Source organism: Embleya sp. NBC_00888 (assembly GCF_045207655.1).
Classification (GTDB): Bacteria; Actinomycetota; Actinomycetes; order Streptomycetales; family Streptomycetaceae; genus Embleya.
This window is the reverse complement of the sequence record NZ_CP108785.1, coordinates 4,756,059-4,778,344: the sequence shown is the minus strand read 5'-3', so window position 1 is coordinate 4,778,344 and position 22,286 is coordinate 4,756,059. Positions and strand designations below refer to the sequence as shown.

Annotated in this window: 21 protein-coding genes and 1 pseudogene; 9 read left to right on the top strand and 13 right to left on the bottom strand. The window is 70.8% G+C overall.

What is annotated here, in order from left to right:
* Positions 1-13 precede the first annotated feature (13 nt).
* Entirely contained in the window at positions 14-1,942 is a 1,929-nt protein-coding gene (locus OG948_RS55235) for a serine/threonine-protein kinase (RefSeq protein WP_331772654.1), read from the top strand.
* Positions 1,943-2,094: 152 nt separating this feature from the next.
* On the opposite strand, the gene OG948_RS55230 is transcribed toward OG948_RS55235, so the two are convergent.
* The gene (locus OG948_RS55230) at positions 2,095-3,849 is read right to left on the bottom strand and encodes a serine/threonine-protein kinase (RefSeq protein ID WP_331772653.1); all 1,755 of its coding nucleotides are present in this window, start codon (positions 3,847-3,849) and stop codon (positions 2,095-2,097) included.
* A gap of 1,013 nt (positions 3,850-4,862) precedes the next feature.
* Between OG948_RS55230 and OG948_RS55225 the strand changes: the two genes are divergently transcribed.
* On the top strand, positions 4,863-6,425 hold the full coding sequence (locus OG948_RS55225; RefSeq protein ID WP_331772652.1) for a LuxR family transcriptional regulator: 1,563 nt from the start codon (positions 4,863-4,865) through the stop codon (positions 6,423-6,425).
* Positions 6,426-6,619: 194 nt separating this feature from the next.
* Here OG948_RS55225 and OG948_RS55220 read toward each other — a convergent pair whose 3' ends face one another.
* Both OG948_RS55220 and OG948_RS55215 read right to left on the bottom strand, forming a co-directional pair.
* Entirely contained in the window at positions 6,620-7,123 is a 504-nt protein-coding gene (locus OG948_RS55220; protein ID WP_331772651.1) for a dihydrofolate reductase, read from the bottom strand.
* Positions 7,120-7,917 (bottom strand): thymidylate synthase, encoded by a 798-nt coding sequence (locus OG948_RS55215; protein ID WP_331772650.1) that lies wholly within the window; start codon positions 7,915-7,917, stop codon positions 7,120-7,122. Before OG948_RS55215 ends, OG948_RS55220 begins: the two co-directional genes overlap by 4 nt.
* Before the next feature lie 65 nt (positions 7,918-7,982).
* Here OG948_RS55215 and OG948_RS55210 point away from each other — a divergent pair, with 65 nt between their 5' ends.
* Positions 7,983-8,411 carry a hypothetical protein gene (locus tag OG948_RS55210; protein WP_331772649.1) on the top strand — a complete coding sequence of 143 codons (429 nt, stop codon included), beginning with the start codon at positions 7,983-7,985 and terminating at the stop codon, positions 8,409-8,411.
* 319 nt (positions 8,412-8,730) lie between these two features.
* Here OG948_RS55210 and OG948_RS55205 read toward each other — a convergent pair whose 3' ends face one another.
* The 4 genes from OG948_RS55205 to OG948_RS55190 all read right to left on the bottom strand — a co-directional run bounded on the left by OG948_RS55205 (position 8,731) and on the right by OG948_RS55190 (position 12,190).
* Positions 8,731-10,206 (bottom strand): M20/M25/M40 family metallo-hydrolase, encoded by a 1,476-nt coding sequence (locus OG948_RS55205; RefSeq protein WP_331772648.1) that lies wholly within the window; start codon positions 10,204-10,206, stop codon positions 8,731-8,733.
* A gap of 180 nt (positions 10,207-10,386) precedes the next feature.
* Positions 10,387-11,232, bottom strand: coding sequence for a serine protease (locus OG948_RS55200; protein ID WP_331772647.1), 846 nt, complete (start codon positions 11,230-11,232; stop codon positions 10,387-10,389).
* Positions 11,233-11,333: 101 nt separating this feature from the next.
* Complete coding sequence (locus OG948_RS55195; protein WP_331772646.1) at positions 11,334-11,654, bottom strand: ATP-binding cassette domain-containing protein; 321 nt, start codon at positions 11,652-11,654, stop codon at positions 11,334-11,336.
* 2 nt (positions 11,655-11,656) lie between these two features.
* Positions 11,657-12,190 (bottom strand): FtsX-like permease family protein, encoded by a 534-nt coding sequence (locus tag OG948_RS55190; protein ID WP_331772645.1) that lies wholly within the window; start codon positions 12,188-12,190, stop codon positions 11,657-11,659.
* Between the two features lie 147 nt (positions 12,191-12,337).
* Between OG948_RS55190 and OG948_RS55185 the strand changes: the two genes are divergently transcribed.
* Together OG948_RS55185 and OG948_RS55180 are read left to right on the top strand one after the other, a co-directional pair.
* The gene (locus OG948_RS55185; RefSeq protein ID WP_331772644.1) at positions 12,338-13,000 is read left to right on the top strand and encodes a response regulator transcription factor; all 663 of its coding nucleotides are present in this window, start codon (positions 12,338-12,340) and stop codon (positions 12,998-13,000) included.
* A complete protein-coding gene (locus OG948_RS55180; protein WP_331772643.1) occupies positions 12,991-14,184 on the top strand; it encodes an ATP-binding protein in 1,194 nt (397 codons plus the stop codon). The genes OG948_RS55185 and OG948_RS55180 overlap by 10 nt, the downstream gene beginning before the upstream one ends.
* 427 nt (positions 14,185-14,611) lie before the next feature.
* Here the strand turns inward: OG948_RS55180 and OG948_RS55175 are convergent, their stop codons facing one another.
* Complete coding sequence (locus OG948_RS55175; protein ID WP_331772642.1) at positions 14,612-15,106, bottom strand: SRPBCC family protein; 495 nt, start codon at positions 15,104-15,106, stop codon at positions 14,612-14,614.
* A 459-nt stretch (positions 15,107-15,565) separates the two neighbouring features.
* Between OG948_RS55175 and OG948_RS55170 the strand changes: the two genes are divergently transcribed.
* From OG948_RS55170 to OG948_RS55160, 3 genes are all read left to right on the top strand, one after another.
* Positions 15,566-16,240 carry a TetR family transcriptional regulator gene (locus OG948_RS55170; RefSeq protein ID WP_331772641.1) on the top strand — a complete coding sequence of 225 codons (675 nt, stop codon included), beginning with the start codon at positions 15,566-15,568 and terminating at the stop codon, positions 16,238-16,240.
* Between the two features lie 114 nt (positions 16,241-16,354).
* Positions 16,355-16,576, top strand: coding sequence for a zinc-binding dehydrogenase (locus OG948_RS55165; RefSeq protein ID WP_331772640.1), 222 nt, complete (start codon positions 16,355-16,357; stop codon positions 16,574-16,576).
* Between the two features lie 229 nt (positions 16,577-16,805).
* Positions 16,806-17,708, top strand: coding sequence for an NmrA family NAD(P)-binding protein (locus tag OG948_RS55160; RefSeq protein ID WP_331772639.1), 903 nt, complete (start codon positions 16,806-16,808; stop codon positions 17,706-17,708).
* A gap of 204 nt (positions 17,709-17,912) precedes the next feature.
* Here OG948_RS55160 and OG948_RS55155 read toward each other — a convergent pair whose 3' ends face one another.
* The 5 genes and pseudogenes from OG948_RS55155 to OG948_RS55135 all read right to left on the bottom strand — a co-directional run bounded on the left by OG948_RS55155 (position 17,913) and on the right by OG948_RS55135 (position 22,039).
* On the bottom strand, positions 17,913-18,866 hold the full coding sequence (locus tag OG948_RS55155) for an SDR family NAD(P)-dependent oxidoreductase (RefSeq protein ID WP_331772638.1): 954 nt from the start codon (positions 18,864-18,866) through the stop codon (positions 17,913-17,915).
* A gap of 70 nt (positions 18,867-18,936) precedes the next feature.
* Entirely contained in the window at positions 18,937-19,692 is a 756-nt protein-coding gene (locus OG948_RS55150) for a glucose 1-dehydrogenase (RefSeq protein WP_331772637.1), read from the bottom strand.
* Positions 19,689-20,204 carry a MarR family winged helix-turn-helix transcriptional regulator gene (locus OG948_RS55145; protein ID WP_331772636.1) on the bottom strand — a complete coding sequence of 172 codons (516 nt, stop codon included), beginning with the start codon at positions 20,202-20,204 and terminating at the stop codon, positions 19,689-19,691. The genes OG948_RS55150 and OG948_RS55145 overlap by 4 nt, the downstream gene beginning before the upstream one ends.
* A 901-nt stretch (positions 20,205-21,105) precedes the next feature.
* Positions 21,106-21,360: pseudogene (locus OG948_RS55140) on the bottom strand (transposase); the annotation flags it as partial.
* A gap of 109 nt (positions 21,361-21,469) precedes the next feature.
* Complete coding sequence (locus OG948_RS55135; protein WP_331772635.1) at positions 21,470-22,039, bottom strand: hypothetical protein; 570 nt, start codon at positions 22,037-22,039, stop codon at positions 21,470-21,472.
* On the opposite strand from OG948_RS55135, the gene OG948_RS55130 reads away from it, so the two are divergent.
* Positions 21,932-22,252 (top strand): hypothetical protein, encoded by a 321-nt coding sequence (locus OG948_RS55130; RefSeq protein WP_406300927.1) that lies wholly within the window; start codon positions 21,932-21,934, stop codon positions 22,250-22,252. The two genes, OG948_RS55135 and OG948_RS55130, sit on opposite strands and share 108 nt — an antisense overlap.
* The last annotated feature ends 34 nt before the right edge of the window (positions 22,253-22,286 follow it).

The following is a 22,286-nucleotide window of genomic DNA, read 5'->3' as shown; positions in this document are numbered from 1 at the left end:
TAGAGTGAGCGCCGTGACGGGGACTGTGGGACTGCTGGTGGGCGGACGGTACCGACTGGTCGAGGCGGTCGGCCAAGGCGGCATGGGCCGAGTGTGGCGCGGCCACGACGACGTCTTGAACCGCGAAGTGGCGGTCAAGGAGGTCCTGTTGCCCGCGGATCTGCCGGACGCGATGCGCGATCGGCTGATCGCGCGCACGAAACGGGAGGCGCAGGCCGCGGCGCGGCTCCAGCACCCGGGCATCGTGACGGTGTTCGACGTGAGTGAGCACGACGGCGTGCCGTGGATCGTCATGGAGTTCGTACGCGGGTCCTCGCTCGGCGCGCACCTGGCCGAGCACGGCCGCCTGTCCTGGGAGCGGGCGGCGGCTGTGGGCGCGGACCTGGCCGAGGCCTTGGCGCACGCGCACGCCGCCGGGGTGGTGCACCGTGACCTGAAACCCGACAACGTGCTGTTGGCCGGGGACCGGGTGGTCGTCACCGACTTCGGCATCGCGCGCGTCCTTGACGACGTCAGCCGGTTGACCAGTACGCACACCGTCATCGGCACTCCGCACTACATGGCCCCGGAACAGTTGGAGGGCGCGCGGGTCGAGGGCCCCGCCGACCTGTGGGCGCTGGGCGCGACGCTGTACACCGCGGTGGAGGGCCGCCCGCCGTTCGACGGGCCCACCCTGACGGCGATCATCACCGCCGTCCTCACCGCCCCGCTTCCACCCGCCGCGCACGCCGGACCGCTGGGTCGGGTAGTCGAGGCGCTGTTGTCCAGGGAGCCGCGGCAGCGGCCGGACGCGCCCGAGACCGCGCGGCGTCTGCGCGCGCTGAACACCTCGATCCCCGGTTCCGGCGTCCACTTCGCCACCACCCGCCGGGCGCGGGTCACCGTACGCGAGGGCACACCGAGCGGTGACGAACCGGTCGGCTCCCGCCGACCGAGCCGCCGCGCCGTCCTGATCGGCGGGAGCGCCGCACTGGCCGCGGCGGCGGGCGTCCTCACGGCCGTTCGCCTGACCGGTGGCGACGTCGACGACAACGCCTGGTTTCGGCTGGCCGGCCATACCGGCCCGGTGAATTGCGTGGCGTTCGGCCCCGACGGCAAGAGCCTGGCCGGCGCCGGCGGCGACGTGCGGATCCAAGGCGGCGGCGACACCACCGTGCGGTTGTGGGACCTCGCCCGCCGGACGACCACGGCCACTCTCACCGGGCACACCAACGTGGTGAACGCGGTGGCGTTCAGCCCGGACGGCAGGACCCTCGCCGACGGTGCCTTCGACGGGACCGTGCGATTGTGGGATGTCACGGCCCGGTCCGCCCCGGTGGTCCTCACCAGCCGAACCCGCGAGGTGAGGTCGGTGGCGTTCAGCCCCGACGGCAAAACCCTGGCCGTCGGTGGCGGTGGCGCATCCGAGGGCATCGTGCAGTTGTGGGACGTCGCGGCCCGATCCGCCACGAAAACCTTCGACCACCACACCGCGGGGGTGTGTTCGGTGGCGTTCAGCCCCGACGGCAAGACGCTGGCCGGCGGCAGTGCCGACGACACCGTACGGCTGTGGGACCTCGCGACGGGAACCAGCTCGGCCCGCCTGGCCGGGCACACTGAAACGGTGAACGAGGTCGCGTTCAGCCCCGACGGCAAAACCGTGGCCAGCGGCAGCTTCGACGGCACCGTACGACTGTGGGACATCGCGGCCCAGTCCACCACCGCCACTCTCACGGGTCACGGCGAGGCCGTGTACAGCGTGGCGTTCAGCCCCGACGGCAAGACCCTGGCCACCGGCGGCTCCGACCACATCGTGCGCCTGTGGAACGTCGCCGACCGAACCCGGATCGCCGCTCTCACAGGTCACACCAAAGCCGTGTACACGGTGGCGTTCAGCCCCGACGGCACGATCCTCGCCGGCGGCGGCGCCGACCACGGCGTCCGGGTATGGAAGATTCCCTAGAGCCGGGCGCGGCACTGGAAGCCCCCGCGAGGGCGACCGCGGGCAGGAGGACCAGGCGACCGTCTTCATGCGCGACCCGGGACTCCCGCGGATCAACACCGATTCCGGAATTCGGTGTCGGGAGAAGACGTCCTCCGGTGCCGGGCGCGGCGCTAGCGCTCCAGGGGCGAGGACACGAGGTCGGCGATCACCTCGGCTCCTCGTCGGGTCGACTCGGTGTCGGTCGGCTTGGGCTCCCCGCCGCGGGATCGCATGTAGGTGATCTGGACGACGAGGTTGCCTGTCCGGAAAACGACGTCGGCGCTGTTGAAGCTGTGATAGGCATCACCGCCCATCGTCTTGTCGACGTTCTCCTTGTCTACGCGGATGGCGGCTTCGTCTCCGATGTCACCGGGCGTTCCAAGGCCGGTGTAGGGGAAACCGCCGAACAGGGACGTCCGGCCCTTCTCCTTCTCCATGAAGCCTCGCGCCTCGTCGACGCCGGTGAATCTTTGCGCGGTGATCACCAGGGCCCCGTCCACAGGCACCGAAGGGGATCTTTCCGTCTCCCAACCGCACTTCCGCGCGTCCGCACTCGTCGTGGCGTCGCTGGGACGCCGATGGTCCACCAGGTCGTCCAGCACCCGCGCTTGCGACAGATTCCCGCAGATGTCCGGGATGGTCTCGAACTTGACGAGCGGGGACGGACTGGGAGACCTCCGCGATTGCGTCGAACCGTTGCCGTTGTCTTTGTCGTTGCCGTTGTCGCGGCCGACGACGATCGCCACGCCGGTGACCACAACGGCCAGGAGCAGCCCGGCGAGGACCACCCGTGCCTTCCGGGACGCCAGGAACCTCCGCTTCGTGTTCGCCTGCGCCGCCTCGGGGGCGGAAGCCGCGTTCGGCCGGGAGGAGTCCACGTCGCTCGCGCCGGCCCGGCCCGGGCCGACGGTGGGCGCGGCGTGGACGGGGACACGGTCGCGGATGGCCCCGGCTGCCGTGCCGTCCCGGATCCGGGGAGGGGCCACCGGGTTGGGTTCGGTGGTCACCACGCCCGCGTTCTCCCGCGAGCGCCCACCGCCCGGTCCCGCCGAGGCCGGTGTGCGGCCGGAGGCGGGGCCGATGGCGGCATGCAGGCGCTCGCGGACCTCCTCGGCGGTGGCGGGCCGGTCGTCGGGGTCCTTGGCGAGGAGGTCCAGGACGAGTCGGTCGAGTGCGGATGGAATGCCGGGACGGTGTTCGCCGGGGCGGACGGGGGTCTTGAGCAGGTGCGCGTTCATCATGGCGACCGGGCCGGTGGCCTCGAACGGCACGTTTCCGGTGAGGAGTTCGTGGAGCACGCAGCCGAGGGAGTACAGGTCGGAGCGGGCGTCGCCGGGATGTTCGTCGAACCGCTCCGGGGGCATGTAGGCGAGGGTGCCCATGACCTTGCTGGAGCGGTTCGTGGACTCGATGAAACGGGCGATCCCGAAGTCCAGGACCTTGACCCGCCCTTCCCCGGCGAGCATGAGGTTCGCCGGCTTCAGGTCCCGGTGCACGATCCCCGCCGTGTGCGCACGGCCCAGCGCGGTCGCGGCCTGGCCCGTCCACTCGACCGCGTCGGCGACCGGCGGCACACCGTCCTCGCGCAGCACCGCGGCCAGGTCCCGGCCCTGAACGAACTCCATCACCATGAACAGCGAATCGTCCGCGGCGTCCTGCCCCACGTCGAACACCGTGACCACGCCCGGATGGTCGAGCGCCCCGGCGGTCCGAACCTCGCGCAGGAACAGCGCCGCCCCGGACGCGTCGCCCCTGCCGTGCGGGAGCAGTTTGACGGCCACCCGGCGTCCGATCCTGCGGTCCCGGCCCTCCCACACCTCCCCCATGCCGCCCCGGCCCACGAACCGCACCAGTTCGTAACGCCCGTCCAGAACCCGCACCGCCACCCGGCACCACTTCCCCGTCGTCCGGCCCCGCTCCCCGACGATGCCCGCGCCGATGCGGTCACCCTCAGCACCCGACCACCACACAGACACCGATCCGGACGGCCCCAGGACACGATCGGCGCCGCGAACCCGAAGCCCGCATGTGTGCGCGCGAAGCCCTCGGCCGGAGCACGGCGCGCACCGGTCCGGCCGATCCGGCCGGAACACCCCGCGCATTTCCCCGACATCGGCTTGCACGACCCACGCGCCGGACACCATTGCCGCCGTCCCGACCAGCGATCCTGCCCGATCTCCCGGATAGCCGTCGACGACCGTAAGAGGGCTCGGCGGGAGGGCGCAAGTACGGAGCGGACCCGATCGCATCAGCGCCCCGATTTGCCGTGATATGGCGGGCCCGGCCATCGGATTCGGCGGCGGACGGCGCATAGGCGGCCGTTCATACCGCTGCCTGCCGATCCGATGACTCGCGACAGGCGGTGTCCGTGGCGGGTTCGCGGCTGTCGACCCGGGGCCGATCGGCGCGTGGATCACTGGCGCGGCCCGACCGGACAGCTCGGCACCGATGCCTGGTCACACCGGATATCGACCCGGAGGGGGAATCTCGACTCCGACAACGGGCAAGCACGTTCGAGCCACCGCCGCGCAAGGCGGGTCGTCGACTACGAGGCCCCTTTGCTCGGGCAACGGAGGGATGCGCGCGGGGCGACCGCGCACCCGGACGACGCCCGGACAATCCTTGCCGGAGGGGTCGAGCGATGGCGCCGCCCACGCGGCGACAAAGAGGGCGATCCGTGCCCCGGGGCGAGGACGGCGGTCGGTCCGCCCCGGGTCACGGGATCAGTCCCGGGTCACGGGATCAGTTCCCGGGTCACGGGATCAGTTCCCGGTGGAGCGGGCCGCGACGGTGATCGGGCGCGCCTCGCCGGGTGGTGGGCATCACGGGGCCGCGGGAACGACGGGGGCCGCCGGCAACGCGCGGCCGAGACGAGTCTGCGGGCGAGGCGGATCAGAGCGTGCCGACCAGGCCGCCGTCGATGGAACGGCGCCCGGCCGCCGCGCAGGCGTACCTGATCGCCGGGAATCCGGTCCAGGCGCAGGCGATCCTCGACGAGGCCGCGCCCGTGCTCGGCGATCCCGTCGCCCACGCCCGGGCCCAACGGATGAAGGCGACGCTCGAGATGTACTTCGCCCGCATCGCCGAGGTGCCGGCGATTCTGATCGCGGCGGCGGGCGAAGTCGCCGTTCTCGACCCGCCCTTGGCCCGACACATGTTGCTCGAGGCGGTCGAGGCCGCGGTGATCGCCGACCGGTTCACCACGCGCACCACGTTGCGAGAGGTCGCCCGAACCGTGCTCGACTCACCCGCGATGGCGTCGGCCACGAGTTCCGTCCACGACCTGCTGCTCGTCGCCCTCGCCACCCGGATCGCCGTCGGCCATCCGCCGGCCGTACCGCTGTTGCGCACGGCCGTGGCGGCGTTGCGCGAGGACGGCGCACTCGTCGAGGTCGGCATGCCGTTGGCGGTGTTGGCCTCGTGCGTGCTGGACGAGCTCTGGGACGACGAGAGCGCGTGGGTGGCCCTCGAGCGGCTGGAGGCCTTCGACCGGGAGAAGGGTGCGCTCGCCGCCCTGCGGATCACGCTGTTGGCCAAGGCGCATTGGGTGGCGTCCGTCGGGGACTTCACCGCTGCGCAGGCCCTGCACGAGGCGCACGCCGGGATCACCGCCGCCATCGGTCTGCCCTCGGAGGGCTTGACCCAGCGCATCGAACTCTTGGTCTGGCAGGGCCGCGAGGCCGAGGCCCTCGCCGCCTTCGAGCAGGTGCGGGACACCTGGCTGCGGTCGTTCGGACACGGACACATAGCGCTGCGTTGCCAGGTCTCGCTCGCGATCCTCGACATCGGTCTGGGTCGATACCGCGAGGCACTCGACCGGGCGGCCGAGGTGTACGAGGGCGACGCGCCGGGGATCGGCAATCGCGTCCTGCCCGAGATCGTCGAAGCGGGCGTGCGCGCGGGCGATCGCGCCTTCGCCGGTTCGGCATTGACCCGCCTGGCGGAACGCGCGCCGGCAGCCGGCACGCCCTGGACGATGGGACTGCCGGCCCGCTGTCGGGCGCTGATGGCCGACGACGAGGACGCCGAGGCCCACTACCGGGAGTCGGTCGATCTGCTCGGCCGGACCCGGGTCGTCACCGAACTCGCCCGCACCCGCCTGCTGTACGGCGAGTGGCTCCGTCGCCGCCGACGCCGCACCGACGCTCGGCGGGAACTGCGGCTCGCGTACCGGCTGTTCGACACGATGGGCGCGGCCTCCTTCGCGGCCCGTACGCATGCCGAACTCCTGGCCACCGGCGAACGCGCCCGCAAACGCGCTGCGCGGACCGAGCACGACCTGACCCCTCAGGAGGCGCAGGTCGCCGCTCTCGCGGCGGCGGGGGCGACCAACACCGAGATCGCCGGCCGGCTCTTCGTCACCACCTCCACCGTCGAGTACCACCTCAACAAGATCTTTCGAAAACTGGACATCACCTCCCGCCGCCGACTGGCCGCCGCGCTCGTCGGCGAGAGCCGCTGACCACGGCGCATCGACGACCGATCAGCGGGCGAGAGCGTCCGTCGGGAGGGAGCTTGGATCCGGCGTTCGGCGTGGAGGTTACGCAGGACGACGGGGCCGCACCTGGTGCCCCTCTCGTTTTCCTCGGCCCGTCTCAGCTCGACGAGCCGGCGGACAACGGAGAATCGAGCCAGGTCACGGTGGTGAGTCGACGGTCACCGGGTGTATCTGCGGATGCGGTAGCGCAGCCCGGATGTCGAGGACTGCCGGCCCTGGTCCTCGGTGACTTTCCACGTCGGGTCCGGTGTCGGGGCGTAGGTGTCGCCGTCCACCGTCGATTCGACTTCGGTCACCGAAAGCATCGTGGCGTATTCCATGGCGGCACGGTAGATCTCCCCGCCACCGATCACCCACGCGGCATCAGGGACACCTGTTTCCGACGGCTCGGCTGCGAGTGCCAGAGCGTCGGTGACGGACCCGGCGCGTTCCGCGCCTTCGGCCACCCATCGCGGATTGCGAGTCACCACGATGTTGCGCCTGCCGGGCAGCGGCCGGAATCGCGAAGGCAGCGAATCCCACGTCTTGCGCCCCATCACCACTGGATGACCCAGGGTGGTTGCCTTGAAATGGGCCAAGTCCTCGGGCAGTCGCCACGGAATCGCGTTGTCCGCGCCGATGACGCCGTCGAGGGTCTGCGCCCAGATGAGCCCGACGTTCACACCGCGACCGGGGCTTTGATGGCCTGGTGGTGCCGGTAGTCGAGCACCTCCACATCGGCGTAGGCGTAGTCGAAGAGCGAATCGGCTCGGCGCAGGCGCAACTCGGGAAACTCGAACGGGGTGCGGGAGAGCTGCTCGGTCACCTGCTCGACGTGATTGTCGTAGATGTGGCAGTCGCCGCCGGTCCAGATGAAGTCGCCCGGCTCGAGGTCGGCCTGCTGCGCCACCATGTGCGTGAGCAGGGCATAGCCGGCGATGTTGAATGGGACGCCGAGGAAGAGGTCCGCGCTGCGCTGGTACAGCTGGCAGGAGAGCTTGCCGTCGGCGACGTGGAACTGGAAGAGGGCGTGACACGGCGCGAGTGCCATATTGGTCAGCTCGGCGACGTTCCATGCGGAGACGATCATCCGGCGGGAGTCCGGGTCGCGGCGCAGAGTCTCGAGAACATCGCCGATCTGGTCGATGTGCCTGCCGTCCGGGGTGGGCCAGGAGCGCCACTGTGCGCCGTACACCGGACCGAGTTCGCCGTTCGCGTCGGCCCATTCGTCCCAGATGGTGACGCCGTGCTCACGCAGCCAGCCGACGTTGGAGTCGCCGCGCAGGAACCACAGGAGCTCGTACACGATGGACCTGAGATGCACCTTTTTGGTGGTGACCAGCGGGAACCCCCGCGAGAGGTCGTAGCGCAGCTGGTGCCCGAAGACACTTCGAGTCCCGGTGCCCGTCCGGTCGGCTTTGGCCGTCCCGGAGGTGAGCACCAGTTGCAACAGGTCTTCGTACTGGGTGTCCGCCACGGCAGTCGAGTCTACCGGCCTGCCACAGCCGCACTCGACGGCCATGCCTCCCAAAGGAGAAAGTCGTGTCAGGTCGTACGAAGCTCCTCACCGCGGTCGCCGCCACCGTCCTCCTCGGTGCACCCCTCGTCGCGGGTTCGCCCGCGTCCGCCACGCCGTCCCGATCGGGGGACGCCTCGACCACCGCCGCGTCCTGCATCGGCGGCGCCTGGCAGTACGACAAGCCGTCCGGCTGGGGATACGCCCCGACCGGTCCCGGCTACTACGTGACGACCAACCGTTGCGCGGACATCCAGGTCAAGCCGGCCCAGAACACGGTGATCGAGCTGTGTTACCTGAAGAACCGGGATCCGCGCAAGGAGGTCTGCAAGGGTCGGGTCACCGTGAAGACCGGCAAGTGGACCGTGCTGGGCACGGACTTCGACAACGGCGCCTACTTCTACTTCAAGTTCGCCAACACCACCTCCCACAAGTGGGGCCTGGTCGCCGCCTGACGGCCGCGGGATCGCACGGCTGCCTCCGCCCTGTCCTCGGGACGGAGGCAGCCCCCGGTCGGCAACCGTCACACCCCGGGGCTGCCGCATCACGTCAGGCTCCTTGAGGGTCGTGCATCGAACGGCTCTGTCCCACATGCGGCGATGACGTCGCGGGTGGGTGGGGGTGGTCGGGCGCGACCGGGTCAGGCGCTCCACCACGTGGCCGTGAGCGAGGCTCATCGGCAGGCCGCCGCCGGGTCGAACCCCGAGCGCGCGGACCGACGCTCCTCGGCACCGGGTAACGCCGCCCGAGCCGGTCCTCGCCGGTCCTCGCCGGTCAGCGGCTGACGGACCGGAGTGCGGCGTGGCCGGCGGCGGTGCAGATGGCGAGGCCTTTGGTGCTGATGTTGGTGATGGTGTCGCCGGGGCCGTGATATTGGGGGTCGAAGGGGCGGCCGACGGTACCTCCGAACAGTGCGGCCTCACGATCGTTTTTGAGATCCGCGGGTGCGCTGCGGACCGTGTCGATCCCGGCGACCGGAATCCCGGCGTCGAGGAAGGGGACTTGGTCGGACATTCCGTCGACGGGACCTTCGATCCAGGGTTGACCGATGGCGGTGAAGTGGTCGGTGAAATGGCGTTGCGGCCCGTTGCCGTAGACGCCGATGACGTAGTTGGGGGCGGCGACCATGTCCATGTTGAAGTAGCCGCGGATCGGCCGGAGCGGTTCGGTCTCGACGAACTCTCGGGAGCCGCGCATGCCGTCCTCCTCGCCGCCCCACCAGCAGAACTGCACGGGACTGCGGGCAGGCTTGGCGGCGAAGGCGTGGGCGAGTTGGAGGAGCAACGCGGAGCCGGAGCCGTTGTCGTCGATGCCGGGGCCTTGCGGAACGCTGTCCAAATGCGCACCGAACACGTGTCTGGCGGCCGTGGCGTCCGGGGGCTCGGTGAGCACGCTGAAGGTGTCCACCCGCCGCTGTCGCAGCTCCAGTTCGATACGCACCGTCGTGCCGCCGGCGTTCATGTCCTCGCGCAGCACGGTGGCATCGCGGGAGAAGACGACGCCCGCCGGCGGCAGTTCGGCGTCCCCGGGAGCGTCGAAGGTCAGGCCGATCGGGATGTCGGCCTGATCGAGGTAGAACAACACCGCCACGACGCCGGCGGTACGGGCGTGGATCAGCGCCTGGCGGGCGGACTCGGTCTGACCCGCGGCGATCCGTTGTCTCCTGACCACCCCGCCGCCGTGGCATCCGCCGGCCACGTACTCCGGGCGAGCACCGCGCAGCAGGTTCGGGCGCAGTTGCAGCAGTGCCACCTTCCCGCGTGCGCCGATGCCCTCCCAACTGTCGGCGGCGTCACCGAAGCCATCGCGCGGTGTGACCAACTCCCCGGTGTCCCCACCGGCCGGTGACGCCGCAACTCCTCGCGCCACGGTGTGAAAGACGCTGCGCTGCCGGGGGCGGACCTGTTCGACGACGTCCCGTATGTGATCCGTGCGCTCGTAGCCGACCGGCAGACGCCGGGTGCGGTATCCGACCCGGTGCAACCGGTCCTCCACATAACACGCGGAGTGCGTGAAGCCGGGGAGCCCGGCCGCCCGGTTGCCACCGTGCCGGGCGGCGATCGCGTCCAGCATCTCCATGTGCCGCTCGACCGGCCCGGTCACCCGCTCCGCGGCCCGAGGGGCCCGGGCAGGAGAGCCGTACGCCTGCCCGACCGGCCCGGCCGAGGCCACGGCGCCCGCGGCCATCGCCCCCAGCATTCGCCTCCGCGACATTCCCTCGGCCATCCGGTGTCCGTCCTGTGACGTCACTGTCGACTCCTTCCCGTTGGTGATGTTTCGGCCTGTGAGCAGGGCAGTGGATGTGAGCAGGGCAGTGGATCGCAGCGCGGCAAACGCCGCGTCGTGGCCGGAACCGCTCGACACCGGGCAGCGCCGCGTCGTGGCCGGAACCGCTCGACACGAAGCGGGGATTGCCCGGATCCACGTCCGCTATCGACGCGGGCCCGGGAGGGTGTTCCGGATCCAGTCCAGGTGGTCGGCCACGGAGACGTCGATACCGTCGGGCATCTCCCGGCCGTCGAAGAACCAGCCGGTACGGGAGACGACTCCACCCAGGGTCCACCCGCAGTTGCCCTTCACCAGCACCGGGCCGCCCGAATCCCCGGCACGCGCGGATTCACCGGCGGGTGTCGTCGCGACGCAGAACTCCTTGTCGGTGATGTACTTCCCGTCCGGACCGTTGCAGCGTTGGGAAGTGACGACCGAGGAGTCCAACCGGCGCAGCATGGTGGGGGGATCCGGGAAGGGATCTCCCGGCTTCTGCGGCAGTTCGTGATCCCCCCACCCGAGAATGCGGACACCGGTACCCACCCGGGGCCGCTTTTCGGGCAGGTCCACCGGGGTCGCTTCGACCGGGGCGTCGAGCCTCAGGAGGGCGAGGTCCGTCCCGAGGTCACCGGCACCGCCATCGGGCGGGGACACCACCTGGGCGATGTTGCGGACTTCCCCGCCCCTGGTCCGGTCGAGACTGCCGATGCGTACCTGCTTGTCGTGCGTGCCGACCGGTTTGCCGTCCCTGTCGAACATGCAGTGCCGTGCCGTCAGGACCCACGTCGGCGCGATCAGACTGCCGCCGCAGATCTGACCACTGTTCTGCTTGCTCTGGATCGATGCCATGAACGAGTACGGTTTGCTCACCTCTTCGCCACCGTTGATGGCCTGGGCCGGTGATACGGCTATTGCCGTTGCCAGTAGTGCAGTTGCCGCGGTCCCCACTACGCGGGCGGCCCGGCCCCTGCCGCATGCCGAACGGCGGGCCGGGGAGGTTTTCGTCATCGATTTCCACATGCGATCAGCTAACCAACCGTCCTCTTACAAGGAGATAAGATCGCCGACCGAACAGCCGGGCCCGTGCTCCGACAACCCCTCCTCGTACGTCAGCCTCGGTTCGAGGCAGCGCCGACCCCGCCTTTGCGCAGGGCCGCGTGCTTGTTCCGGTAGCGGCCCAGGCCGATGGTCCGCAGATCCACGCCGTCGAAGGCGATCGACCCCGTGGTGGGCACGTCGAGTCCGGACGCCAGGCACAGCAGTGTCGTCTTGCCGCTGCCGAACGGGCCCAGGACGGTGTAGAAGGCCCCGCGTTCGAAGCCGTAGTCGATCTGCCTGAGCACAGTGGTCTTGCGGCGCTGTCCGGTGTACGTGTGGCTCAGCTCGGAGAGTCGCAGGACGGGCGGGTCGGTCACGGCGTTGCCGGTCATGGTCACTTGCCCGTCGAGAGGATGGAGCGCGGGGACAGGCGCAGCACGGAGGTCGCGGGGATGGCGGTGGCCGGCAGTGCGATGCCGAGGCCGAGGCCGGCCACGGCGGCCAGGGTGCCGTTGTGCAGACGTACGGTGATCTCGTCGATCGGGTCGGCGCCCTTGACGGGTTGGCTGTCGGGGTCGATGCCCTCGCGCAGGCCGGTCGAGCCGGGCGCCGGGGGCTGCCAGGCGTCCAGCTTCCGCTGGGCGGCGCTTGCCTCGCTGCTCACCAGGGAGTTGCCGACCCGCTCGGTGAGGGCTTGGGCGAACAGCGAGCTGAGGCCGACGGCCACCGCGACGACCGCGACGATCTCCGCGGCCTGCTGGGCGACGAGCTTCCACTTCCGCTCGCCGAGTGACAGCGGCACCCCCAGCTCGTCGCGCCGCTCGCGGATGGTGAGGGTGACGATCAGACCGAGGATCACGGCGCCGGCGCCGGCGATCAGCCGGACCAGCGCGCCGGCGAACGCGCCGACCCGCTGCAGGGGTTGCACCTGATTCCGGAAAGCCTTGTCGTTGACGTCGAAGCGGAAGCCGTCGCCGCCGAGCAGCCTCTAAGTTCTGTTACGGCGGGATAAGGAGACGTCCGGCCGGCCCGGCCGCTTACATCCCCGCAACGCTTCGCCTGGTTGCATGGGTCCATGAGAGTTCTGGTCGCCGAAGACCACCACGTGCTGGCGCGAACGATTGCGACCGGCCTGCGCCGGCAGTCGATAGCGGTGGACCTCGCCGTCTCGGGCGACGAGGCCGAGCGGATGTCCCTGCTCACCGACTACGACGTGCTGGTGCTCGACCGCGACCTGCCCGTGATGACCGGTGACGAGGTCTGCCGGAGACTGCGCGAACTGGTTGATCCGCCGCGCATCCTGATGCTCACCTCCGCCGGGGCGCTGGAGGACAAGGTGTTCGGGTTGGAGCAGCTCGGCGCCGACGACTATCTGGCCAAGCCCTTCGACTTCGCCGAACTGGTGGCGCGTATCCGCGCGCTCGGCCGGCGCGTGCCCAAGCCGCCGCCCGTGGTGCTGCGACATCTGGGCATCACGCTGAACCGCGCCAAGCGGGAGGTGAAGGTCGACGGCGAGACCGTGGAGCTCACGCCCAGGGAGTTCGCCGTGCTGCGGATGTTGCTGGAGGCCGAGGGCGAGGCGGTGCCGCACGACGAGATCGTGCGGACGGTGTGGGACGAGAACCTCGATCCGCGAACCGGCGCGGTGCGCTCCACCATCAGCCGGCTGCGCGGCAAACTGGGCGATCGCGAAGTGATCATCGCCGACGCGGGCCGGGGCTACCGGCTGTGCGGCTGAACCCGCGCCGGTTGCCCTTCCGGACCTGGCTGGCGGGCGCCTTCAGCGGGCTGTTCCTGCTGGCCGGCGCCGCCCTGTTGGCCTTTGTCGTGCTGCTGGCCCGCTACGGCACGGCGCAGCGGGTGCAGGGCATGGAGATCACGCGGCTACCCGCGAACGCGGTCATGGGCGACGCTCGGCCGGCGGCACCGGACGGCAGCACCGTGCTCGGGCCGACGTGGGATCGGTCCGGCACCGAGGGCGTCGCCGCCAGGCAGGTGAACCAGACCATTCGGACCGTGCAGGATGCCGCGCTCCAGCAGATGTTGCTCTGGTCCGGCATCGGGCTGGTGGTCCTGGCCCTGCTCGCCGGCCTGATCGGCTGGTGGTTGTCCGGGCGGGCGCTCCGGCCGATTGCCTCGATGACCGACGCCGCGCGCCGAATCAGCGATCACAACCTGCACGAGCGGCTGGACCTCACCGGCCCCGACGACGAACTGCACCGCCTCGCGGACACCTTCGACACCATGCTGGACCGGCTGGAGAAGGCCTTCGACAGTCAGCGCCGCTTCGTCGCCAACGCCTCGCACGAACTGCGCACCCCACTCGCCGTCCAGCGTGCCAGCCTTCAGGTCGGTCTCGCCGACCCGCTGCCGGAGGGTCTCGCCGAGGTCCGCGAGGACCTGCTCACCGCCAACCGGGACGCCGAGAAGCTGATCGCCGCACTGCTGCTGCTCGCCCGCAGCGACTGCGGGCTCCACGACACCGAGCCGGTCGACCTTCGAGACCTCGCCCGACAGGCCGCCGCGGAACTCGCCGCCCCGGCCGACGAGAAGGACGTGGCCGTGACGGTGACCGGCTCCCCCATCGACATCGACGGCGACCCCGTACTCCTGCGCCATCTCCTGACCAACCTGATCGGCAACGCCATCCGCTACAACCACGCCGGCGGCCGCGTGGACGTGGCCCTCGAAGGCCGGACCCTGACCGTCACCAACACCGGCTCCGAGATCCCCGCCGACCGGGTGAACAACCTGTTCGAGCCGTTCCGACGGCTGGCCCAGGACCGGGTGGGCCACAACAGCGGCCACGGGCTCGGCCTCTCCATCGTGCGCTCCATCGCCGACGCCCACGGCGCGCAGGTCAGGGCCGCTCCGGGGACGGAGGGCGGGCTGCGGATCGCGGTCACGTTCACCGGCCACTGACCGTTCGATCCGACGTGGCGGCCGGGGACGCAGGGCCCACACGAGTGGGCGCCTCACCCCTTCCGCCGGCGGGAAGTACGCCGCGGACCGCGCGTCGTCCGCCGGCCGGACGGCGACGTCCTTCGGCTGGGCGAGATGAGCCTCGCTCGCGGTCCGGGACGGGGGCACGCGGATCAGCCAGGCTTCTTCCCGCGGTGTGGCCCGATCCCACAGGTACGGTCGTTCGGCGGCGAACCGTTCTTTCACCAACACTCCCTGCGTCGTGAGTACGGCCTCTCCCCCGCGACCACACGAACCGGAGCGGGCCGACGCCACATCGGCATCGGTGAGAGTCTTTCCTCGCGCGATGAGCACGTAGCGGCTTGGGTCGACTCGCTTTGCCGGGGCGGCCGGGGCCGTCCCGGCGCGGCGACATGTCCCCCGGTGTTCAGGACGTGCGGGCTCGGGCTCCCGCGTGGACCCACTCGGCCTCGGCCTTGATCGCCACCAGATGGGCGGGGGCCAACTGGTCCAGCGCCCGGTTCAGCAGACCGCCGAGGTCCCGGGCCCCGGAAAGTTCGGCGACCGGCTCCGTCGGGGCGGCCGGTTCGAAGTCGTGGGTGATGGTCAGCTCCGTCGTGGTGTCCGACGTGGACACCGCCCGCCACTGCCCGGCCATCCGCTTCATCATGGGCGCGGTCTCCACTTGGCGGTAGTCGATGACGCGACCCGCCTCGTCGATGTCGCGCCGCGAGACCCACGACTGGCTGCGGCCGCCGATGTTCCCGGTGAGGGCGACGATCTGATGCGTGGGCGAACTCTCGGTGACCCGCGCGGCACTGGTCGAGGGGAACAGGCGGACCCATCCCTCCACGTCCAGCAGGACGTTCCACACGTCCGCGATCGGGGCGCCGATGGTGACGGTGTGTTCGAGGTGGCGCATGACGGTCCTTTCGAAGCGATCGCCGGGCGATCGCGCGGTCTGCGAGGTGTGCGCTCCCGGGATCGACGTGCCGGCCGACACGTCGGCGGGAACGAGCGGTGATGTGGCGCGAACAATTTCGCGTACGACCCACCCTTGAGCAAAAACACGGCTGGGCCATTCGGGGGGCCGCCGGGCGCCCACGGGCCGACGACCTCGCCCCCGGCCCCCGGGCGTCCACTCGTGACGCACACGTCGGCGAAGGTCGGTACCCGGCCAGGATCATGCACGCTTCCCAAGACCGAGCCCGAGTTCACGGCGAACAAACACCGTTCGAGGCGGCGCGTTCGTCCCGTTCGGGCGAACTTCCCGCGTCGGCGGCCGGATCGCCGCAACCGTGGGCGAGCAAGTCCTCGGCATCGGTGTTCAATCAGATGATTGAGAATTGTCATTCAATCGATTGAAGTGTAGGCTCCGATCATGGCAGACGTCGAAGCGAACAGCGCGAAACGGGTCCGGCGGTCGCCGCGTCCGGAGGAGCGGGGGAAGGCTGCGGCCGACTCCCGCGCGCGGATCCTGGACGCGGCCCTGGCGGAGTTCTCCGCCAAGGGCTACGCGGGGGCACGCACAGCCGGGATCGCCGCCCGAGCCGGGGTCAATCAGCAGCTCATCGCCTACTACTTCGGCGGCAAACAGGGCCTGGTAGACGAACTCCGCGCCCGGTGGCGCGAGCGGCGGGACGCGATCGCCGCGGAGGAGGCGGGCTTCGAGCAGGGCTTCGCCGCGATGATGGACGCCACCCTCGACGATCCGCAACGATCGCGGATGGTCGTGTGGCAGGCACTCGGCGACGGACCCGACGACGCGCGTGCCCTGTCGGACGAATGGCGCGCGACGCTGACCGACGCGGTGGAGCGAATGCGCTCCCGGCAGGAATCGGGCGAGGTCACCGACGAGTTCGACCCCGAGTTCGCGGTGCTGCTCGGCTTCGTGCTGTCCTTCGCCCCGATCGCGCTGCCGCAGGTGGTCGAGGGCATCTACGGCATCGATCCGCTCTCCGCCGAATACCGCGAGCGCGTGCGCGCGCAACTGATGAAGATCCTGGTCCCCCCGCGCGCGGGTGCTGGTGATGGCGAGGAGGAGGGCGCGACGTGAGTCGGGCGATCGTGTTCACGGCCTACGGCGATCCCGAAGGGTGAACGCGGCGTTCGACACGCACGGCGATGAGGAAGCGCTGGGCACTGGCTCGTCCCGGACGCCGCGCGCCGGGTGACCATCGCCGGTGCCGGCGAAATCGCGCAGCGCCTGGGCGTAAGGGCGGTGCGGGCAACCCGCACGACCGAGCAACTCGGCGCGCCCGCCGCGCTGTTCGAGAAGGCCCGCCTGCGGATCGAAAGCGCGCGCGAGACGGCGCTCGCCGACGCCGCCGAGGCGCACCGCGAGATGGAGACCGGACGCGTGCGCGGCAAGGTCGTCCTCACCGTCGACTGAGTCGAGGATTCCGTCGCTTCTTCGGGCACACGCCCCGGCACCGGCACCCGTCGAACCACCGTCCCGTGGAACCGCAGTCCGTTCGGCCCCGTCTGCCCAGGATCGGCAGCCGACGATGAAGCATGCCCGGACGGTCACACGACGGTCGCTCGACTCCCCGCCGTCCGGCCCTCGGCGCTTCACCGCCCGACTTTCCTTCCCTCCTACACAGCAACCCATGGAGTGCCTCATGCCTGAAACCACCAAGCGCACCGTCCTCGTCGCCGGCGCGACCGGCAAGCAGGGCGGCGCCGTCGCCGACCTCCTCCGGGCACGCGGCCACGAGGTCGTCGCCTACGTCCGCAACCCCGACGCGCCCGCCGCCGCGACCCTGGCGGCCGACGGCGTACGACTCGCCGTCGGCGACCTCGCGGACTCGGCCGCGCTCACCACGGCGGCTCGCGGGGTGGACGCCATCTTCGGCCTCACCGTGCCGTTCGGCGAGCACGGGGCCGCCGAGGAAATCGCCCAGGGCCGGGCCATCGGCGCCGCGGCCGAGGCGGTCCACGCGCATCTCGTGCACTCGTCGGTCCGGGGCGCGGCCTCCGACGACGACCTGAAGGTCGAACACGCGTCCTCGAAGCAGGTGATCGAACGCTGGTTCCGAGAGAAGGAGTTGCGGGTCACGAGCGTCCAGCCGGTCTATTTCATGGAGAACGCACTCAACGTCGGCTTCAATCGTCTGCCGCAGGGCGTCTACGCGTTCCCGCTCTCGGCCGACCGCCGACTCGACCAGGTCACGGTCCTCGACATCGCGGGACTGGCCGTACATGCGATCGAGAACCCGGACACCCTCATCGGGCGCCGGATCGACGTCGTCTCGGACAGTCTCACCACGCTCGAGGTCGCAGGGATCCTCTCCGACGTACTCGGCAAGGACATACCCTACGCGAACATCCCGATCCCGCAGGTACGACAGTGGGCCGGCGACGAGATCGCCGACATGTTCCAGAGCTTCGAGGACACCCCGCTGCACACCGACGTCGCGGCCCTGCACGCCGAGTTCCCCGAGGTCGGATGGCACGACTTCCGCCGGTGGGCCGAGCAGGTCGACTGGGAACGCGCCTTCGCGCAGACGCCGACCTGGGGGTAGGGCGCCGCGAGACCGGGCCCCGTGCGTCGCCGTGATCGGCGAGCGGGGCCCGGTGGCCGGGGTCGGGGCGTCGCGATCAGCGGCGCCCGGACACACCGTCGGCGGCGGCGAGCACGCGAGCGGCGTCGCGATCGCGATCGGTGCGGTTCAGGCGGTGTGGGACCGGTCGAGCGTCCTGGGATCGGGAGCGAGGGAGCCCGGTTTCTACGTGCCGACGGTCGGGGTGCCCGCGTCGATGCCGAGCATTTCGGCGGAGAGGACCACTTCGTCCATGGCGCTGGTTGCCACGATGTGGTCCTCGGTCGCCAGGATCCGGTCGAAGTTGGCGAGGTATTCGCCCGGCGTCGCGCTTCCGGGATCGGCGGAGAGGTAACCGGGCGCCACTCCCAGGAAGACCCGCGCGGCGCGGCCCGCGCCCACGCTGAACGTCTCGCCGGTGCACGGGACGCTCTCGTCCGCGAGCACCGCGACGAACGGCGCGACGTATTCGGCCTTGAAGAAATGTTCGAGGAGGGCCCGTAGTCCGTCGTCGGGGATCTCGGCGGTCAGCCGGGTGTACGCGGTCGGCATGATCGCGTTGACCTTGATCCCATGGGCCGCGCCGTCCTGCGCGAGGGCTCGGGTCAGCCCGAGGACGCCGGCCTTGGCCGAGATGTAGTGGCTGGTGTGGGGGATGCCCAGGACCGATGTCGACGACGAGTTGATGACGCGTCCGTACCCCTGCGCCCGCATGACCGGCCATGCGGCGCGGATCATCTCGACGGTGCCCCAGTAGTGCACGTCGACCATGCGGCGGAACTCGGCGTCGGGGATGGCGTCGATCTCCCCACCGCCGGAGATGCCCGCGTTGTTGACCAGGATGTCGACGCGGCCCCAGGTCTCGACCGCGGCGCCGATGACGCCCGCCGCGTCGGTGGTGATGTCGCGCGTGTCCGCGCGCGCGGTGCCGCCCGCCGCGCGGATCTCGGCGACCACCTGCTCGGCCGCGCCGAGTTCACCCGCCCCGGCCGGGTCGTCGGCGGGCGGCTCGCCGTGGCTGCCGCCGCCGAGGTCGTTGACCAGGACGCGGGCGCCGAGTCGGGCGAGTTCCAGGGCGTAGCCGCGGCCGAGCCCACCTCCGGCGCCGGTGACCACGGCGACGCGGTTCTCGAAGGTCATATCCGTCTCTTCCTGTGTCGGCGGGCCTGCCGGTGGGTCGGTGTGCGGTTGCGCCGGGTGGCGCGGCGGCTCAGTGGACCGTGAGGCCGCCGTCGATGCTGACGATCTGGCCGGTCATGAAGCTGCCCGCGTCGGAGGCGAGCAGCAGGGCCAGGCCGGTCATCTCCTCAGGGTCGGCCATGCGCTTGAGCGGGGCCGCTTTGGTCATGCGTTCCTGCATGTCGGGTGTCGTCTTGAGGACCATGTCGGTCTTGACGGTGCCGGGCGCCATCGCGTTGACGCGGATGTTGTGGACCGCGAGTTCACCGGCCATCGTGCGGGTGAAGGCCACCAGCGCGGACTTGCCCGCCGCGTACAGGCCCTTGCCTTCGGCGCGCGTGAACACGGCGGCGCTCACCACGTTGACGACCGACGCCCGGCCACTGGCGATCAGGTGCGGGAGCGCGTACTGGACCAGGAAGACCGGGCCGCGCAGGTTGACCGCGAACGACTTGTCCCAGGCTTCGGGGGTGATGTGCCCGACGGGCTGGGCGAGTTCGTTGGCGGCGTTGTTGACGATGATGTCGAGGCGCCCGAAGCGCGCCACGGTGGCGTCGACGAGGGCCTCGAGCTGGTCGAGTTCGCCCAGGTGGGTGGCGACGGCGAGGGCCTGCCCGCCGGCCGCCTCGATCTCCTCGGCCACGGCCTTACAGGCATCGGCCTTGCGGCTGGCGATCACGACCGCCGCACCGGCACGGGCGTAGGCATGGGCGATGGCGCGGCCGATGCCGCGGCTGCCGCCGGTCACGATGGCCACGCGGCCGGTGAGGTCGAATCGGTCGGTCACGAGGTCACCTGTTCGTCGGTTGGTCCGGGGTCGGTACGGGGTGCGGCGTCGAGGCCGGCCCGGGCGGCGGCGTCGCGCCAGCGTGCGGCGAACCGCTCGAGGAGTTCACCCAATTGCTCGCGTTCGGCGGGGTCCCAGTCGCGGACCGCCCAGGCGATGTCGGCGAGCCAGGTGCCGCGCACCCGGGCGCGCAGGAGCAGGCCCGCCTCGGTGACGCGGACCAGGCTGGCCCTGCGGTCGTCGGGGTCCGGACCGCGCGCGACCAGTCCGGCGACCTCGAGCGGCCGGACCTGGCGGCTGGCCGTGGACTGGTCGACGCCGAGGCGTACCCCCAGTTCGCTGACGCCGAGGGGGCCTTCGCGTTCGAGGACGGACAGGATCGACAGTCCGGACTGGTGCAACTCGACGCCGGCGACCGCCAGCAGCCGGTTGCGGTAGCCCGGCAGCCGCGCCATGTCGGCCACCTGGCCGACGAACGCTTCGATCCGGCGCACGGCCCGCTCGTCTGACATGCCGTCACCTTTGCATGCATCAGTACATGGATACAAGGCCTTCGCGAGCAGTGTTTGCCAGGGGCGGTGGGCCCGAAGCCGGTGTTCGCTGCGGCACCCGGCGCTCCCGACTCCCGATGTTCGGAGTCGGGGTACGCGGCGAAGCGGCCGACGCGCGGCAGACTCCGACGCCCCCGTGTAATCGGCGGGCGACAGCGGATGCCCCTGTCGGTCCGTCTCGAATCCCATCGAACGCGTGGGCGCGCCGCCCGACGTGTAGCCCGCACGCAATGCGCGCCCACCTACCGGGCCGCGAACCCGGAAGGCCCCAGCCGACCGAGCAGACCCGCGCCCCGGAGCGCGATGGTGGGGCCGCCCGCGCAGCGTCTTTGGCTGCGTACCGACACCTGGAAGCCGAGGACCGGGCCCTGCCACCCTGCGACGGATGAGACGGAGCCTCGCCGACACGAGCGTGCGGCATCTCGTTCACGCGCTCGAAGCCCATGCAACGGTCCGCGGGATGCGCGCCCTGGGCATCGACGGGCAACCGTGCCTCGACGACGCCGGCAACGACTACCTCGCTTCCCCTGCGTCGGGAACCTCGCCGACACGGTCCACGAGGCCGCCCGGCGCGTCGGCAGCGCGGTGGCCACCCGCACAGCACGTACACCCCACGAACTGACGGCGCGTCAATCGCGCCCGTGGTTCTCGGGTGGTGGGCGTCAACTCGCCCGCACCGGAGCCGATCCGCAGGGCGTATCGCTCGGGCGGTTCGCCGTCCTCGACGCCGAGCGCCGGCGGGATCGCGATGTCCAAGTCGGCAGGCCGGGCCGCGCAGGGCCCACGGCGCCCTGTGTGTCCAGAACGCGCAGCATTCAGGGGTGCCACGAGCGGGCGGTCGCGGAGCCGTGGCGGTGTCGAGGATCGAGTGACGGATGGCGCGTCTGCGCAGGTGGCCCGCGCGGGAGGAGTACGCGGCATCCGTAGTGACCGTGTCCGGCCTGGTCCGCGGCGGGCCGGGACGCGGAACGCGGATGCCGCGCACCACCTGTTCGAACTGCGGGGCGTCGCCCGCCTGTCCGGCCGTGGCGACCAGACTCGGCGGCCGTGCTCGACCGTCCGCGGCGAGGTGGGGCTTGGTGGTGAGCCCGCCTCGGGAGAGGCCGAGGGCTTCGTCCCGTTCGACGGTTCCAGCAAGCCCCACGCGCGATCCGTCAGATCACCACGCCCCATGAACAGACCAACAGCCCGATCAACGGATGGTCACAAGAACCTTCGTACGGCTCCTACGAGTCGATGGTGTAGAGGCGCGAGTTTGCGTAGCCACAGGCGTCGATGTTCTCCCCGGGCCAGATTCGGCGGACACGGCAGATTTCGACGGTCACGACGCCGCTGCGCACATAGCCCAGTTTGCTGATATCCCAGGAGAAGCTGTCGCCGATTCCGGTGCCGCAGCCGCCGTAGTTGGACAGGTGCACCGACTGCTCGTCTTGACCGTCAGGCCTGACTCGGACGTTGGCGGCCACGGCTTCGCCGTCGCAGCGGGTGTCTTCGGCGGAAACGGCGTGTCGTTCTCGGGCTACCAGACCCCCGGCCTCCCGATCTGCATGACCTACCCGATACGCCGCCGCGTCCCCCTGGGGCGCCACGAACCCGGCAGCGTACGCACCCTGGGCCCCCTGCTCGGACGTACGCGCACCGCCATCCTGACGGCGATCGCCGAAGCCGACATCCACTCCACCGGAGACATCGCACGGCACGTCCGCTGTTCTGCCGCAGTCGTCAGCCACCACACCGCGGTGCTGCGCGACAGCGGCCTGATCCTCACCCACCGCGACGGCCTGGCGGTCCGACACGTCATCACCGACCTGGGCGCCCTCCTCCTCGGCACCGACGACCGACAGTGCACCCCGGATGACACTCGTCGGCTCCCCGAGGACCCCCGGGGACGTTCGGCTGCGTCGACGGACCCGTCTTCGTTGCCAAATCCACCGCATCCAAAAGAGCCGTGCTCGTCCAGCGGGTCGTGTCACCGATGGCATGGCGGGTTCGTGGACGGTGCTCGGTGACGAGGTCCGGGCCGCCGTCCGCTCGCGGGTCACG

Bases quoted from the DNA above. Each gene is read 5' to 3' on its own strand.
- OG948_RS55200 (WP_331772647.1), bottom strand. From the start codon at position 11,232: ATGACGAAAACCTCCCCGGCCCGCCGTTCGGCATGCGGCAGGGGCCGG.
- OG948_RS55195 (WP_331772646.1), bottom strand. From the start codon at position 11,654: ATGACCGGCAACGCCGTGACCGACCCGCCCGTCCTGCGACTCTCCGAG.
- OG948_RS55185 (WP_331772644.1), top strand. From the start codon at position 12,338: ATGAGAGTTCTGGTCGCCGAAGACCACCACGTGCTGGCGCGAACGATT.
- OG948_RS55175 (WP_331772642.1), bottom strand. From the start codon at position 15,106: ATGCGCCACCTCGAACACACCGTCACCATCGGCGCCCCGATCGCGGAC.
- OG948_RS55170 (WP_331772641.1), top strand. From the start codon at position 15,566: ATGGCAGACGTCGAAGCGAACAGCGCGAAACGGGTCCGGCGGTCGCCG.
- OG948_RS55160 (WP_331772639.1), top strand. From the start codon at position 16,806: ATGCCTGAAACCACCAAGCGCACCGTCCTCGTCGCCGGCGCGACCGGC.
- OG948_RS55155 (WP_331772638.1), bottom strand. From the start codon at position 18,866: ATGACCTTCGAGAACCGCGTCGCCGTGGTCACCGGCGCCGGAGGTGGG.
- OG948_RS55145 (WP_331772636.1), bottom strand. From the start codon at position 20,204: ATGTCAGACGAGCGGGCCGTGCGCCGGATCGAAGCGTTCGTCGGCCAG.